Raw genomic sequence first — 14,537 nt, forward strand, 5'->3', positions numbered from 1 at the left:
GAAATGTACAATGAGATGAGAAAAAGATCATTGGAAGGTTGGATGAGTCATGGGTGATGAAATCCGCAGAAATATGGCATTATTCCCTATAGGAATCGTAATGAAGCTTACCGATTTATCTGCAAGACAAATTCGTTATTATGAGCAGCACAGCCTGATCGTACCTGCGCGTACCTCGGGTAACCAGCGTTTATTTTCATTTAATGATGTAGAGCGTCTATTAGAAATCAAAGCTTTAATAGAGAAAGGCGTTAACATCGCCGGTATTAAGCAGGTGATGAATCCTGTCTCCAAGGAATCTGAAGAAGCTACGGTTATTACCCCGGATACAGAGGTAAGACGTAGAGAGTTGTCCGATTCCCAGCTTCACCGCTTGCTGAAGCAAGAACTGGTTTCCGGTAAAAGACCGGGACAAGTATCTCTCATTCAAGGTGAGTTATCCCGGTTTTTTAATAAATAATATAAAGAAGCTTGAAAGGGAGAGGGTAAAGTGAGCTTTTCAAAAGAGGATATTTTGAGCATTGCCAAGGAAGAGAATGTCCGTTTTATTCGCCTGCAATTTACCGATCTGCTTGGAACAATCAAGAATGTAGAGATTCCTGTAAGCCAATTGGAAAAGGCGCTGGATAACAAGATGATGTTCGACGGTTCTTCCATCGAGGGTTATGTGCGTATCGAAGAATCTGACATGTATCTGTATCCTGACCTTAGCACATGGGTTATTTTCCCATGGGTAACGGATAGCCGTGTAGCACGTCTCATCTGTGATGTGTACATGCCTGACGGCACGCCTTTTGCCGGAGACCCGCGCGGTATCCTCAAACGTTGTCTGAAGGAAGCGGAAGAAATGGGATATACGGCCATGAATGTTGGACCTGAGCCTGAGTTCTTCTTGTTCAGAACGGACGAGAAGGGTAATCCTACAACAGAATTGAACGATCAAGGTGGATATTTCGATTTGGCGCCGATGGATCTGGGGGAGAACTGCCGCCGCGAAATCGTATTGACACTTGAAGAAATGGGCTTTGAAATTGAAGCATCTCACCATGAAGTGGCTTCCGGCCAGCATGAGATCGACTTTAAATATGCTAATGCAATCAAAGCTGCTGACCAGATTCAAACCTTCAAGCTTGTCGTGAAGACGGTAGCCCGTCAGCATGGCCTGCATGCTACTTTTATGCCTAAGCCTTTGTTTGGTATGAACGGATCCGGTATGCACGCACACCAATCCTTGTTCAAAGGCAAGGAGAACATGTTCTATGATGAGAGCGACACGCTTGGCTTGAGCCAAACGGCACGTTATTACATGGCAGGCATTTTGAAGCATGCCCGTGCTTTTGCCGCCATTACGAACCCGACGGTTAACTCTTACAAACGTCTGGTTCCCGGTTATGAAGCGCCGTGCTATGTTGCCTGGTCCGCAAGTAACCGCAGTCCGATGATCCGTATTCCTGCTTCCAGAGGCCTTAGCACACGCGTCGAAGTCCGTAACCCGGACCCGGCAGCTAACCCTTACCTTGCACTTGCTGTAATGTTGAAGGCAGGTCTTGACGGCATCAAGCGCCAGCTTGATCTTCCGGCTCCTATCGACCGTAACATTTATGTGATGTCCGAGGAAGAGCGTATTGAAGAAGGCATCCCAAGCTTGCCTTCTGATCTGAAGGAAGCGCTAAGCGAAATGATCCGCAGTCAGGTCATTACCGATGCTCTCGGTGAACACGCGCTTGCCCATTTCTACGAGCTGAAAGAAATTGAGTGGGATATCTACCGCACCCAAGTCCACGAGTGGGAAAGAGCTCAGTACATGACTCTTTACTAGAACACAGAGCCCTTGACGCTGTTAGCGTTGAGGGTTTTTCTTTTTACTATGCGGTGCTCTAGGGTTGCGTTGCGATTACCGGACACCTGCAGCCCATCCCTAGGTTTTACTCCTCTGCTGGTTTAGGAGGGTGATTCTAGATTACCAGCCCCATGGCTCGCAGCCGCTTTTTTATCGACTCAATTTTGATAATTCGTCTGACTTCTGTCAGTTCATTCTGGTTGAGCCTTGTTGTATCCAGGGCCAGCTTGGGGTTATCCGCAATCCTTTGCAAAAGATACATAAGGACAACAGTACCTGTTAGTCCGAAATTTCGAGCCCTTTCTAAATCCAGCCATGTGCTGTTTAAAATATCACCAATAGTATTATAATTGTTGGATTGAAGTGAGTTTACCACCCGGGACAGTACCCTTTGACTATATCGATCGGAGGATATGGATCTAAGTAAGAAGACGGGGATTGGATAATAATCTTCCGGGATGGGAAAGAGGTCTATTAGAGAGACATCTAAGTTCTCTGGCTTATTCATATAGAATCACCTCCAAGATCATCAGCACTTTTCTCCAAAGGTTCTGTGCAATATTATTCTTGGATGTTCAACTCATTTTTACTCTTGTTATTATGTAAACGCATTAAGAGAAGATGAATTATCGTTGGTTAGAATCTCTATAACAAGTCTATGTAATTCAAGCGCATCTGAAAAAGCCTGGGTATAGCGTGCATCCGATTTTTGAAGAGGCAGCTCTCCGGGAAGGAAGGAAATACAATAGACGGGCGTTTCTATGCTTTTGATATAAATTTTAAGTATTAGTTCACTAATATCTTCTATGTTATCGGTAGCTGCGGTAATCTCGTTATTAAATACTATTCGGCTTAACCGGCTGGTTTTAGTTGCCTTAGTGAGCGTTAATGCGTTCTCAACAATTTCACTGCCCATAATTTCATCAAAGGAATAAAGGACGGCCGAAGCTTTTTTTGGCAAACTTGAAGGATAGGTGCCTATAGCTATCTTTTTGGCGGAGTCATGAATGGCGATGATATGGGTTTTATTGGGCGTAATCATTCGTTTGGGGAATTTGAGATGGAAAGTGGAGACCGCAACAATCAATTTATTGTGTGAAGTTAACGGAAATAATAACTTGAGTTTTATACTCGCTGCAAGGAGTAGTAATGAAACTCCAGTAAATGTAAAAAGGTACATCATAAAGATTAGCATTTAAATACACCTCCCAAATACTGTTTTGCAGGAATGATAAGTTCTCTATTAAAAAGATATGCCCCATTCGTGAAAGAATACGTTTTTTCTCCCTTCATCCCCCTATAGATTGCTAGAAAAAAAGAAAAACTCTCCTTGGGTAAGGAGAGCCCACTTGAAAGATTAAATTAAAGCAATGGCCAGCAAGGTAAACAGGCTTAGGGTTAAAATTTGATTTCCGTAAGGATAGGGGTAGGGATAAAAGGCCGAGGTCTGAACGGTGCGCTTTTGCTCTGTTTTTAAATAAACATTATTTAGGTCTACATCCATAACTACTCCCTCATATTGCTTGCCATCTACTGTTAAAATACGAACTTTTTTGTTTTTGCAATGTAAACAATTGTAGTATGCCTCCATGGATACAACTCGCCTCCTTTGTCATATTAACTTATGGAGATTATGTTTGTTGGTAACGGCGTAGTTGCATATCTAAAAATTTTTAAGGTGATTATTTTTAATATCACTGCCGGATCGTAACTCTTGTACCTATTGGGACCATTGACTTAAGCGCCAAAACATCTGCATTGTACATGCGTATACAGCCACGGGACACTCTTTTACCGATGGAGGAGGGGTTATTGGTTCCGTGGATACCGTAGTGCGGCTTGGAGAGACCCATCCAGAAGGCTCCGAACGGCCCGCCAGGGTTGGCTTGCTTGTTAATAATCGTGTAATCACCTTCCGGAGACTGGTTAAGCATGGTGCCAATACCTACCGGAAAACCTCTGACAACGACATTATTGTCCAAAAGATAAAGCATGCGTTGTGACAAATCGACGATAATACGATAATTGGGCATTATAATCAGCACTCCTTTTATTGTAAGATATGTGACGGGTGCCCTGAACGTTAAGGAAAGGATGCTGAATGTGATTGAGGCAGAAAACTTGTACAAAAAAAAGGCTGCTCCGCAAAATATGCGTGAGCAGCCTGTACTGGTTGTGAGACGATTAAAAAATATAATTAATGAATATCGCGGAACAGTCCGACTACTCTGCCCAAAATGGTAACGCGGTTTAGGCGTAATGGTTCATAGGCGGGGTTCTCCGGCTGCAGGCGAATATGGTCGCGTTCTTTATAGAACGTCTTGACGGTTGCTTCATCTTCATCGGTCATTGCTACGACGATATCACCGTTGTCTGCTGTCTGCTGTTGACGCACAATAACGTAGTCACCGTTCAAAATACCGGCTTCTACCATGCTGTCGCCGAGAACGGATAGCATAAATACTTTGTTATCTCCGACATAGTGAGATGGGAGCGGAAAATAATCTTCGATATTCTCTGTTGCAGTAATCGGTAAACCGGCAGTAACCTTTCCTACGACAGGAACACGGGTGATTGTCTGTGCAAATTGATGTACATTCTCGGAATCTTCTTGACCCAGAAGTTCAATCGCACGCGGTTTTGTTGGATCGCGGCGGATAAGCCCCTTCTTCTCAAGACGGTCGAGGTGACCATGAACCGTGGAACTGGAGGCTAGGCCTACAGCTTCCCCTATTTCCCGTACGGAAGGAGGATAACCCTTGCTACGGACTTCGTTACGTATAAATTCCAGGATCGCCAACTGGCGACTCGAAATCTTTGACATCGGAATCAACCCCATATAGTAATGTTTGGTAAAATTATAACATAGAACTGCCGTTCGCACAAACATAAGTTCTAAAGAAGAGAGAGTATATCTTTTGGCGAAAATAAAGGGAACAATTGTTCGAAAACAGTATTGATTCAAACACATGTTCGTGATATATTGATTTTGGGAGTAAGAACAAGTGTTTGGAGGGTGATGTTAATGTTGAAATACAGCACATATCGTAGCATATATGACAAGACTCCGGAGGTTAAATCTGCAGGACGGAGTGTTGCTTCCTTTAAGAGTTTTAGTAGATTGTTCATGCAGGCAAATTTGATGAAGATTATGATGATTATTATGCTGGTCGTTTCCGGTTTTACAGTGGTTGGTAATGTTGTTGCCAGCTCCACGGCTCCGGTAAAACAGGAGAAGCGAATCGTGGTTGAACGTGGGGATACCCTTTGGGAAATAGCCTTATTACATAAACCGTCGGATATGAGAACGGCTGTATATATAGAAGGAATTAAACAATATAGCGGGTTAAAGGACAGTTATATTCAGGCCGGTGATATCTTGTCTCTTCCTATTTATTGATATTATTTTAGATACAGTAGAGCTTGCAGGGGGGAGACCTTGACAAGCTCTTTTTCTCATGGCAAAGTTAGTATGAATTTATAGGGGAGGGACAAGCAGTGGACATCGACAAATTGGTCGGACGGATTAACGAATTAGCACGTAAACAGAAGACCGTAGGCCTGAATGAAGAGGAATTGGCGGAACGCGCCAAGCTTCGTGAGATTTATCTGACCAACATCCGCAATAATTTCCGCGCCCAGCTAAACAATATTGAGATTGTGGATAAAAATGAGCATGGACAAGGCGACAAGGGACTTTTGCATTAACACTTGTTTCCTTTTCATAGATATTACAGTAAGACTAGGGGGAAATGACATGGCCCGTTCTTGGGAAAGAATGGTTCAACGCAACTCACAGCAAGTAAACAAGCAAAGAAAGAAAGCAGGCAAGGATACGATTTATGCCTCAACTTCTCCTTCGAAGACCGGCGAGGTGTTTCGAGGACGCAACATCGTTTTACCCGTAGTGCTCTTGGGACTGGGAATCATGTACTGGATGGTTGGCACAGTCGATCAAACCAAAGGCAACGGTTCTTTGATGAATTGGCTTGGAATTGTCCTTTATTTTGTTTTGGCAGTGCTTATCTTCTTCCGTCGTCCATTTCTGAAGGTGGACCGCGCAAGACTATCAACCTTCAAGTTTAACCGCGAACGGTTTTTGGCTGCAGGGGATATTGAGAAAATTATTCTCTCCCGTGGTTCTGTTACCATTAAACATAAGGGTAAGCGGATGAAATGGATTTTCTCCAAGCTGATCAACCGGTATGACACCGCAGCGATGGGAGATCATTTGGAGCAGTTCGCCAAGGTTAACAATATTGTGGTAGAACACAAATAGATATTAGTGGATTCTGAGGGAGAGGGAGAAATTTAATGCCGATTAGAGCCGTACTGTTTGATCTGGATGACACGCTGCTTTGGGATGACCGCAGTATTGAGGAAGCATTCGAATTTACTTGTAAATCAGCAGGAGATGCAGTTAACCCTCAGGAGCTGGAAGCAGCTGTCCGCAGGGAAGCAAGGTCTTTGTATGAATCCTATGAGACCTTTCCTTTTACTAAGATGATCGGGATTAATCCTTTTGAAGCACTCTGGGGGAACTTCACCGCAGGGGTACAGGATGAATTCCGTCAAATGGAGCAACTGGCGCCTTTATACCGCAAAGAATCCTGGCGCCGGGGTCTTGCGGCATTGGGAATAAATGATGAGAAGCTTGCCGAGACTTTGTCGGAGACATTTGCGGCCGAGCGGCGCAGCAGACCATATATTTATGAAGAAACGTTCCGGATTCTTGATGAGTTGCGCGGTAAAGTGAAACTTTTGCTGCTAACGAATGGCTGCCCGGCCCTTCAACAGGAGAAGCTGGAAGGTGTACCGGAGCTAACCCCTTATTTTGACCATATTGTGATTTCCGGCAGCTTTGGCAAAGGTAAACCGGATAAGGCTATTTTCCTTCATGCGCTTGAATTGCTGGATATTACTCCAGAGCAGGGGATCATGGTTGGCGATAAGCTGACTACGGATATCCGGGGCGGACTGGAAGCGGGCTTAACCACTGTTTGGATTAACCGGAACGGCAAGGAGCCGAATCCTGAAATACAGCCTCATTATGAGATCGTACATCTTGCAGATCTGCTGCCGCTGGTAGAATCCCTTTAAGTTTGCCATAATAGTATTTGAACAAGGCTGTCCGATAAAGTAGAGCTTCTCTACGAATTGGGCAGTCTTTTCTTCATTTCTATAATTCACTGACACTATGCGTCTGCATTTTGAGGTCAGATATATGTGTGATAAATGTCACAATAATGTGAACGTAGCAACGCGGAACGCTCCGGAAAAGTGAATAATTATGTGTATAATAAGAGTTGACCGCATGGAAATAATGAATACGTATAAAGCAGAGTGGAAAGGAAGGCTTTTCGTATTCTCTTTATTCTGCTAAACTTACTCTAATGTTTTACTGGGGGGATAGGAAATTGGCTAAATTGACACTTGCTGAAAGCTTGAAAAAACGCATATTAATTCTAGATGGCGCTATGGGTACTATGATCCAGCAGGTTCCGCTCACCGGCGAAGATTTTGGCGGGGACGAGCTGGACGGGTGTAATGAAATGTTGGTTCTTACCCGGCCTGAAGTTATACAACGCATACACGAACAGTACCTCGAAGCAGGCGCTGATCTCATCGAGACGAATACATTTGGTGCAACCTCTGTAGTACTGGCGGAATATGATATTCCGCAGTGTGCACGTGAGATAAATCTGGTAGCAGCCGAGCTTGCGCGTAATGCGGCGGATAAATATGATACACCCGAGCATCCGCGTTACGTGGTGGGCGCCATGGGACCGACGACAAAGACGCTTTCAGTTACAGGCGGTGTGACGTTCCAGGAGCTTGTTGATAGCTATGAGGAGCAGGCGGTCGCACTAATCGACGGCGGCGTGGATGCACTGCTGCTGGAGACCTCACAGGATACGCTTAACGTAAAAGCCGGAAGCATTGGCATACGTAATGCATTTGAGAAAAGCGGAATTACGCTCCCGGTGATGATCTCCGGTACGATTGAGCCGATGGGTACCACGCTGGCGGGACAGAATATCGAGGCCTTCTATATCTCACTGGAGCATTTGCAGCCGATCTCCATCGGCCTGAACTGCGCCACCGGACCCGAGTTTATGCGGGATCACATTCGTTCACTGTCAGCGATTTCCTCAGCGGCTGTCAGTTGCTACCCGAATGCAGGTCTGCCGGATGAGAACGGCAACTATCATGAGTCGCCGGACTCCCTGGCCCGCAAAGTTGCGGCTTTTGCCGAGAAGGGCTGGTTAAACATCGCTGGAGGCTGCTGCGGTACGACACCCGACCATATTCGTGCTATGGCCGATGAATTGGCACAGTATCCGCCGCGGCCGCTGGACGGGATTCACCCTCCGGCATTATCCGGTATAGAACCCGTATACATCGAGAGCGACAACCGTCCTTATATGGTTGGAGAGCGGACCAACGTGCTGGGCTCCCGTAAATTCAAACGTCTTATCGTTGAGGGGAAATATGAGGAAGCGTCAGAGATCGCCCGGGCACAGGTTAAGAGCGGTGCACAGGTCATTGACGTTTGTGTGCAGGATCCTGACCGTGATGAGAGTGAAGATATTAAGCTTTTTCTGGAGCTCGTAGTCAAGAAGGTTAAAGTTCCTTTAATGATTGATACTACGGATCCTAAGGTTATAGATTTGGCACTCCAGTACTGCCAAGGGAAAGCGATCATTAACTCCATTAACCTTGAAGATGGTGAAGAAAAATTCGAGCAGGTTACACCCCTTATCCATAAGTATGGGGCTGCAATAGTTGTAGGTACCATTGATGAGACAGGACAGGCTATTAAAGCTGATGATAAGCTGGAGGTTGCCAAGCGTTCCTATGATTTGCTCGTGAATAAGTACGGCCTGGCTCCAGAGGATATTATTTTTGATACCTTAGTGTTTCCGGTGGGCACTGGCGATGAACAGTATATTGGCTCGGCTAAGGAAACGATTGATGGCATCCGTTTGATTAAGGAAGCCCTTCCTACGGTCCACACGATTCTGGGTATCAGTAATGTTTCCTTTGGACTGCCGGAGGCTGGACGTGAAGTGCTGAATTCGGTCTTCTTATATGAGTGTACGAAGGCGGGGCTTGATTATGCTATCGTCAATACGGAGAAGGTAGAGCGCTATGCCTCTATTCCTGAAGAAGATCGCCGTCTTGCCGAGGAACTGATCTACAGTACAAATGATGCTACGCTTTCCGCGTTTGTTGCGGCATTCCGGGGCAAGAAGGTGGAGAAGAAAGAGAAGATCTCCAATCTCTCGCTTGAAGAGCGTCTTGCATCTTATGTGGTTGAAGGAACGAAGGAAGGTCTGGTTCCCGATCTGAACGAGGCATTGACTAAATATGGTCCGCTGGAAATTATCAATGGTCCCTTAATGAATGGAATGTCTGAGGTTGGACGTCTTTTTAATAATAATGAACTGATAGTAGCGGAAGTGCTCCAAAGCGCGGAAGTGATGAAAGCCTCCGTAAATCATCTGGAGCAGTTCATGCAAAAGGATGAGACTGCCGTTAAGGGAAAGATCATGCTGGCTACCGTTAAGGGAGATGTGCATGACATCGGCAAGAATCTGGTGGAGATCATCCTGTCCAACAATGGTTATCAAATCGTAAATTTGGGTATAAAAGTACCACCAGAAAACATTATTGAGGCGTTCCGGCGTGAAAAGGCGGATGCGATTGGATTGTCGGGACTGCTGGTGAAATCAGCGCAGCAAATGGTCCTGACCGCACAGGATCTGCGTACTGCAGGGATTGACGTTCCGATTATGGTAGGCGGAGCCGCTTTGACGCGGAAGTTCACCAAGACACGTATCCGGCCTGAATATGATGGTATGGTGCTCTATGCCAAAGATGCGATGGATGGACTGGATATCGCCAACCGGCTGATGAATCCGGAGGAACGGGCGAAAATGCAGGAAGAGATTCGTTCCGAAGCAGAGGCTGCTGTTGCCGTTGCTCCTGCATCTGAGCTGCCGAAGCTGACGCGTGCCGTGCGCTCCAACATATCAGCGGATGCTCCCGTCTTCATCCCGCCGGATCTGGACCGTCACGTATTGCGTAACTATCCACTGGGTCATGTGATTCCCTATGTGAATATGCAAATGCTGCTGGGGCATCATTTGGGACTGAAAGGTTCCGTAGAAGCTCAACTTGCAGCCCGTGACCCGCGAACGGTAGAATTAAAAGAAACCGTGGACGATATCCTGCAACAGGCGATTGCCAAGGGAACGATTAACTCTCACGCGATATATCGGTTTTTCCCTGCTCAATCACAGGGGAATGATATCATCGTCTACGACCCGCAGGATGTCAGCAAGGTGCTCCATACCTTTTCATTCCCGCGTCAGTCTGTAGAGCCTTATCTGTGTCTGGCCGATTTCCTTAAGCCGGTGGACAGCGGTATAATGGATTATGTGGGCTTCCTGGTAGTAACTGCCGGACATGGGGTGCGGGAGCTATCTGCGGAGCTCAAGGAGAAAGGCGATTATTTGCGTTCTCATGCTCTTCAGGCGGTTGCCCTTGAGGTGGCCGAAGGATTGGCAGAGCGTGTGCACCATATGATGCGGGATATCTGGGGCTTTCCGGACAGCGCGGATATGACGATGAAGCAGAGACACGGTGCCCGCTATCAAGGAATCCGGGTATCGTTCGGCTATCCGGCTTGTCCGGACTTGGAGGATCAAGGGCCGCTATTTAAGCTCATGTCACCTGAGGATATCGGTGTTCACTTGACGGAAGGCTTCATGATGGAGCCGGAGGCATCCGTATCGGCGATGGTATTCGCTCATCCCGAGGCACAGTATTTCAATGTTGAGAAGGCGTAACAACCCTTATTTATACCCGGACTGAGTGGTGTCCAAATCCATTCAGCGGAACCTCCCGGTTACGGGAGGTTTTTTGCTGGAAATAATAGTGAGTACAGCTTCACATTCTAAGATAAGGTTGCGTGAAATGATTGCCGCCTATTTTGAATACAGTATAGTGAAGAAAGGAGGACAGTTATGGAGTTATACTTTTTAGGCACGAATGCGGGAATTCCCACACTGCAGCGGAATGTAACATCTATTGCATTACGGCTGCTTGAAGAGCGCCGCAGCTTCTGGATGTTTGATTGCGGGGAAGGCACGCAGCAGCAGATCCTCCGCTCACCGCTGCGGCTCGGAAAATTAGAAAAGCTGTTCATTACCCATTTGCATGGTGACCATCTGTTCGGACTGCCTGGCCTGCTATCCAGCCGCGGTTATCAGGGAGGAACATCACCTCTTACGGTGTATGGCCCCCCCGGGCTAAAGCTGTACGTGGAAACCTCGCTTAACCTTAGCCAGTCACGCATTCCCTACAAGCTGGAGATTCTGGAGCATACCGGAGGTCTGCTCTTCGAGGATGATAGTTTTAAGGTAGAGGCAGGCTTACTGGAACACCGCATTGACAGCTATGGTTACAGGGTGACCGAAAAAGACAGCCCAGGCAGTCTTAATACGGAGCTGCTTCGGGCAAAAGGGTTAAAACCGGGACCGCTGTACGGTAAACTGAAGAAAGGCTTCGATATTACAACGGAGGAAGGCGTGACGATTCATGCGGCTGATGTGGTGAGCCAGCCTAAACGGGGCCGTGTGATTACCATACTGGGCGATACCAGACCTTGTGCAGGAGCTCTCCCGCTTTCCATCGATGCTGATTTACTGCTGCATGAGGCTACCTTTGCCCATGACCTGGCGGACATGGCTTACCAGTATTATCATAGTACGGCATTGCAGGCTGCGGTGTTTGCCAAAGAAGCAGGTGCGCGCCAGCTGCTGCTGACGCACTTTAGTTCCAGATACAGCTCTCAGGAGGAGCTGATTCCCCTGCTGGAGGAAGCCCGTACGGTATTCCCGCAGACGCGGCTTGCCGAGGAGTTTACTGCGTTTCCGGTATATCGGAGATGAGCGGAAAATGAATTATTTTCCGGGAAAGCGCAGGAAGTGACAGAGTTGTGTCGAAAACAGCGGAAACCGCCCGTCTTCGATTCCGTTCGACTTTTCATGGTAATCTTAAGAAGCCAGACGGGACTTTACCGCACGAAAGGATAGGGAAAATGGCGATTTCAAGCCGTTTTCGAAGAATGAATCACCGATTCATCTGATTAATAATTAATGATGTTAATTAAAATAAGGGCAGCAAGAAAGGGAGCTTCAATGGACAATATCGAAGGATTATTGATTGATCTGGACGGAACGCTTTACCATGGACGGCATATGATCCCCGGTGCCAATCTTCTGATAGCAGGACTTCGGGAAGCCGGTATCCCATTCTTGTTTGTGACTAACAATTCCTCACGGACCCCTGAAAGCGTGGCTGCTCATTTGCGTGGTATGGGAATTGAGGCAAAAGGAGAAGAGGTATGCACCTCCTCTCTGGCGGCTGCCCGATACATCTCCGGAGAATCTCCGGGGGCAACGGTAGCAATACTTGGGGAAGAAGGCTTGCATCAGGCCTGTGCTGAGGCAGGTCTTACGATCGTAACAGAATCTCCGCAGTATGTTGTTCAGGGGATAGATCGCTCTTTTACATACGATTCTCTGGCAAGAGCGGCACGCTGGATCATGGACGGTGCGGTTTCTGTCCTGACCAATCCCGATCTGATGCTGCCATCCGATGATGGAGTGATGCCTGGGGCAGGCACGATTGGTGCAGCCATAGAAGCGGCAAGCGGGGTGGCTCCAATTGTAATCGGTAAGCCGCACAGCCATCTGATGACTTACGCGACATCCTTGCTGGGCATTGAACCGAAGAATGCTATTGTTGTTGGTGACAACATGAGGACAGACATTGCTGCCGGAGCAGGTGCGGGATGCCGCACGGTACTCGTGCTTACCGGACTTACGACCGAGGATAACCTGGAGCATTATAAAAGTGTCACGGGGATCACTCCGGATTATATTTGTGCTGATTTAACTGAACTTGGGACATTGCTCGGGTTATACTAGGATAATCGCTATCATTGACCAACCTGGAAGGGAAGATGTGACATGCCGGAATTGCCGGAAATGGAGAATTACAGAAGGCTGCTGAGCCAGCATATTATAAATGTGCCGATTACGGGCGTAACCGTGAACAGAGAGAAAACCATCAACGTGGAAAAGGACGAATTTACGCAAGCGCTGCTTGGAGCACGTGTGGTATTTGTTGAACGGAGAGCGAAATATATATTGTTCCACCTGCACGACGGCCGGCGTCTGCTGCTGCATCTGATGCTTGGGGGGATGCTTTTTTACGGTACAGAGGATGAAAGACCGGCACGGAGCACCCAGGTGGAGCTGGCCTTCGGGGATCGTATCCTGTATTTTATCGGACTGCGGCTCGGGTTTCTGCATCTGGTGTCGGTCAAGGAGGGGGAGGCTGTCATGGGCAAGCTGGGTCCCGAGCTGCTGGATCGCCGGATGACCGTGGAACGGTTTCAGGAGCTGTTGAAAAGAAGACGAGGAGCGCTCAAAAGTACGCTGGTGAATCAGCATGTATTTGCGGGAATCGGAAACTGTTACGCCGATGAAATCGCTTATGAGGCAGGGCTGCTGCCGTCTGCGCCTATTCAGGATTTGACGGAGGATTCTATTGTCCGGCTGTATGACAGTGTTCGCAAGGTACTGACTGAGGCTACCGACATTGGCGGATACATGGAAATACCGTTTATGACCGGTGACACTGTTACAGGTTCATATAATGATCAATGCAAGGTGTATGACCGGGAGGGCGAACCTTGCCTTCGAGGCGGGGGAACCGTTGTCAAAATAGAGCTGTCCGGACGCAAAGCGTTCTTTTGTCCCGACTGCCAGCATGAGCAGTAGTCCTGCAATCGGAAGTCATGTCAGTATCAGCGGCGGTTTCGGGAAAGCAGCCCGTTTCGCCTGGGAGAGCGGTGCGACAGGCTTTCAATATTTTCCGAAGAATCCAAGAAGTCTTAAAATCAAGCCGGTGGATGCCCGTGATGCCAAGGATTGTGCAGTGTTTTGCCGGGAAAAGGGAATGGTGTCCATTGCTCATACTCCGTACCCTACGAATATGGCTGCAGAAGGCAGTCTCAGGCAGATCACTGTAACGTCACTGAAGAATGATCTGGAAATTGCCGAAGCCTGCGGATCGCTTGGAATTGTAGTGCATTTTGGACATTTTCAGGGTACGGAGCCGTTACAAGGCTATCAAAATATTATACAATGTATGAATGAAACGCTGCATTCCTGGGAAGGCAGGGCCAAGCTGCTGATCGAAAACCAGGCCGGCAACGGCGGGCCTGTTGGAACAACGCTCGAAGAACTGGTTAAGGTTCGGGAGCTGAGCCTCTTTCCTGACAAAATCGGCTTTTGCTTCGATACCTGTCATGCTTTTGCCGCAGGGATATGGAACCCGTTAGATACGGAAGAGCTCCTTAAGCGAGGACAGTCTCTGGGCTACTGGCCCCATCTCGCTGCGATACATCTCAATGATTCTCTGCATCCTTTTGCCTCGCATAGGGATAGGCATGCTGTAATAGGACAGGGTTATATTGGTGAGAAGGGCCTGAGTGGTCTGCTGACAGCGGAACCGCTGCGTCCTGCGGCTGTAGTCATGGAAACAGGACCAGGTGCTGACGGAACATACCGGAATGAGATCGCAACCGTGCAGTCTTGGTATTGAACGGAGGTTATTA

At 47.5% G+C, this 14,537-nt stretch carries 16 protein-coding genes; 11 read left to right on the top strand and 5 right to left on the bottom strand.

What is annotated here, in order from left to right:
- Positions 1-49 precede the first annotated feature (49 nt).
- A complete protein-coding gene (locus PaeBR_RS12720; protein ID WP_019910684.1) occupies positions 50-460 on the top strand; it encodes a MerR family transcriptional regulator in 411 nt (136 codons plus the stop codon).
- Positions 461-490: 30 nt separating this feature from the next.
- A complete protein-coding gene (glnA, locus tag PaeBR_RS12725) occupies positions 491-1,819 on the top strand; it encodes a type I glutamate--ammonia ligase (RefSeq protein WP_410510965.1) in 1,329 nt (442 codons plus the stop codon).
- 136 nt (positions 1,820-1,955) lie between these two features.
- On the opposite strand, the gene PaeBR_RS12730 is transcribed toward glnA, so the two are convergent.
- From PaeBR_RS12730 to lexA, 5 genes are all read right to left on the bottom strand, one after another.
- Positions 1,956-2,348 (bottom strand): DNA-directed RNA polymerase subunit alpha C-terminal domain-containing protein, encoded by a 393-nt coding sequence (locus tag PaeBR_RS12730; protein ID WP_410510966.1) that lies wholly within the window; start codon positions 2,346-2,348, stop codon positions 1,956-1,958.
- Between the two features lie 90 nt (positions 2,349-2,438).
- Entirely contained in the window at positions 2,439-3,035 is a 597-nt protein-coding gene (locus PaeBR_RS12735; protein ID WP_410510967.1) for a hypothetical protein, read from the bottom strand.
- Between the two features lie 162 nt (positions 3,036-3,197).
- Positions 3,198-3,431: a hypothetical protein gene (locus PaeBR_RS12740; RefSeq protein WP_410510968.1), complete on the bottom strand. Its 234-nt coding sequence runs from the start codon at positions 3,429-3,431 to the stop codon at positions 3,198-3,200.
- A gap of 103 nt (positions 3,432-3,534) precedes the next feature.
- Entirely contained in the window at positions 3,535-3,873 is a 339-nt protein-coding gene (locus PaeBR_RS12745) for a L,D-transpeptidase (RefSeq protein ID WP_410510969.1), read from the bottom strand.
- A gap of 164 nt (positions 3,874-4,037) precedes the next feature.
- A complete protein-coding gene (gene lexA / locus PaeBR_RS12750; RefSeq protein ID WP_410510970.1) occupies positions 4,038-4,664 on the bottom strand; it encodes a transcriptional repressor LexA in 627 nt (208 codons plus the stop codon).
- A gap of 201 nt (positions 4,665-4,865) precedes the next feature.
- Between lexA and PaeBR_RS12755 the strand changes: the two genes are divergently transcribed.
- From PaeBR_RS12755 to PaeBR_RS12795, 9 genes are all read left to right on the top strand, one after another.
- Positions 4,866-5,240, top strand: coding sequence for a LysM peptidoglycan-binding domain-containing protein (locus tag PaeBR_RS12755; protein WP_410510971.1), 375 nt, complete (start codon positions 4,866-4,868; stop codon positions 5,238-5,240).
- Positions 5,241-5,338: 98 nt separating this feature from the next.
- A complete protein-coding gene (locus tag PaeBR_RS12760; protein ID WP_410510972.1) occupies positions 5,339-5,548 on the top strand; it encodes a DUF896 domain-containing protein in 210 nt (69 codons plus the stop codon).
- Between the two features lie 49 nt (positions 5,549-5,597).
- Positions 5,598-6,119 carry a hypothetical protein gene (locus PaeBR_RS12765; protein ID WP_410510973.1) on the top strand — a complete coding sequence of 174 codons (522 nt, stop codon included), beginning with the start codon at positions 5,598-5,600 and terminating at the stop codon, positions 6,117-6,119.
- A gap of 35 nt (positions 6,120-6,154) precedes the next feature.
- Positions 6,155-6,940 carry an HAD family hydrolase gene (locus PaeBR_RS12770; protein ID WP_410510974.1) on the top strand — a complete coding sequence of 262 codons (786 nt, stop codon included), beginning with the start codon at positions 6,155-6,157 and terminating at the stop codon, positions 6,938-6,940.
- A gap of 377 nt (positions 6,941-7,317) precedes the next feature.
- Positions 7,318-10,695, top strand: coding sequence for a methionine synthase (gene metH, locus PaeBR_RS12775; RefSeq protein WP_410515168.1), 3,378 nt, complete (start codon positions 7,318-7,320; stop codon positions 10,693-10,695).
- A gap of 177 nt (positions 10,696-10,872) precedes the next feature.
- On the top strand, positions 10,873-11,799 hold the full coding sequence (rnz, locus tag PaeBR_RS12780; RefSeq protein ID WP_410510975.1) for a ribonuclease Z: 927 nt from the start codon (positions 10,873-10,875) through the stop codon (positions 11,797-11,799).
- A gap of 249 nt (positions 11,800-12,048) precedes the next feature.
- Positions 12,049-12,840: an HAD-IIA family hydrolase gene (locus tag PaeBR_RS12785; protein ID WP_410510976.1), complete on the top strand. Its 792-nt coding sequence runs from the start codon at positions 12,049-12,051 to the stop codon at positions 12,838-12,840.
- Between the two features lie 42 nt (positions 12,841-12,882).
- Positions 12,883-13,698, top strand: coding sequence for an Fpg/Nei family DNA glycosylase (locus PaeBR_RS12790; protein ID WP_410510977.1), 816 nt, complete (start codon positions 12,883-12,885; stop codon positions 13,696-13,698).
- Positions 13,688-14,524: a deoxyribonuclease IV gene (locus tag PaeBR_RS12795; RefSeq protein WP_410510978.1), complete on the top strand. Its 837-nt coding sequence runs from the start codon at positions 13,688-13,690 to the stop codon at positions 14,522-14,524. The genes PaeBR_RS12790 and PaeBR_RS12795 overlap by 11 nt, the downstream gene beginning before the upstream one ends.
- The last annotated feature ends 13 nt before the right edge of the window (positions 14,525-14,537 follow it).

This window comes from Paenibacillus sp. BR2-3 (genome assembly GCF_046529485.1).
Lineage (GTDB): Bacteria > Bacillota > Bacilli > Paenibacillales > Paenibacillaceae > Paenibacillus_AQ.

Coding starts and splice junctions, on each gene's coding strand:
- PaeBR_RS12720 (WP_019910684.1), top strand. CDS start 50: ATGGGTGATGAAATCCGCAGAAATATGGCATTATTCCCTATAGGAATC.
- PaeBR_RS12730 (WP_410510966.1), bottom strand. CDS start 2,348: ATGAATAAGCCAGAGAACTTAGATGTCTCTCTAATAGACCTCTTTCCC.
- PaeBR_RS12735 (WP_410510967.1), bottom strand. CDS start 3,035: ATGCTAATCTTTATGATGTACCTTTTTACATTTACTGGAGTTTCATTA.
- PaeBR_RS12740 (WP_410510968.1), bottom strand. CDS start 3,431: ATGGAGGCATACTACAATTGTTTACATTGCAAAAACAAAAAAGTTCGT.
- PaeBR_RS12745 (WP_410510969.1), bottom strand. CDS start 3,873: ATGCCCAATTATCGTATTATCGTCGATTTGTCACAACGCATGCTTTAT.
- lexA (WP_410510970.1), bottom strand. CDS start 4,664: ATGTCAAAGATTTCGAGTCGCCAGTTGGCGATCCTGGAATTTATACGT.
- PaeBR_RS12755 (WP_410510971.1), top strand. CDS start 4,866: ATGTTGAAATACAGCACATATCGTAGCATATATGACAAGACTCCGGAG.
- PaeBR_RS12765 (WP_410510973.1), top strand. CDS start 5,598: ATGGCCCGTTCTTGGGAAAGAATGGTTCAACGCAACTCACAGCAAGTA.
- PaeBR_RS12770 (WP_410510974.1), top strand. CDS start 6,155: ATGCCGATTAGAGCCGTACTGTTTGATCTGGATGACACGCTGCTTTGG.
- metH (WP_410515168.1), top strand. CDS start 7,318: ATGGGTACTATGATCCAGCAGGTTCCGCTCACCGGCGAAGATTTTGGC.
- rnz (WP_410510975.1), top strand. CDS start 10,873: ATGGAGTTATACTTTTTAGGCACGAATGCGGGAATTCCCACACTGCAG.
- PaeBR_RS12785 (WP_410510976.1), top strand. CDS start 12,049: ATGGACAATATCGAAGGATTATTGATTGATCTGGACGGAACGCTTTAC.
- PaeBR_RS12790 (WP_410510977.1), top strand. CDS start 12,883: ATGCCGGAATTGCCGGAAATGGAGAATTACAGAAGGCTGCTGAGCCAG.
- PaeBR_RS12795 (WP_410510978.1), top strand. CDS start 13,688: ATGAGCAGTAGTCCTGCAATCGGAAGTCATGTCAGTATCAGCGGCGGT.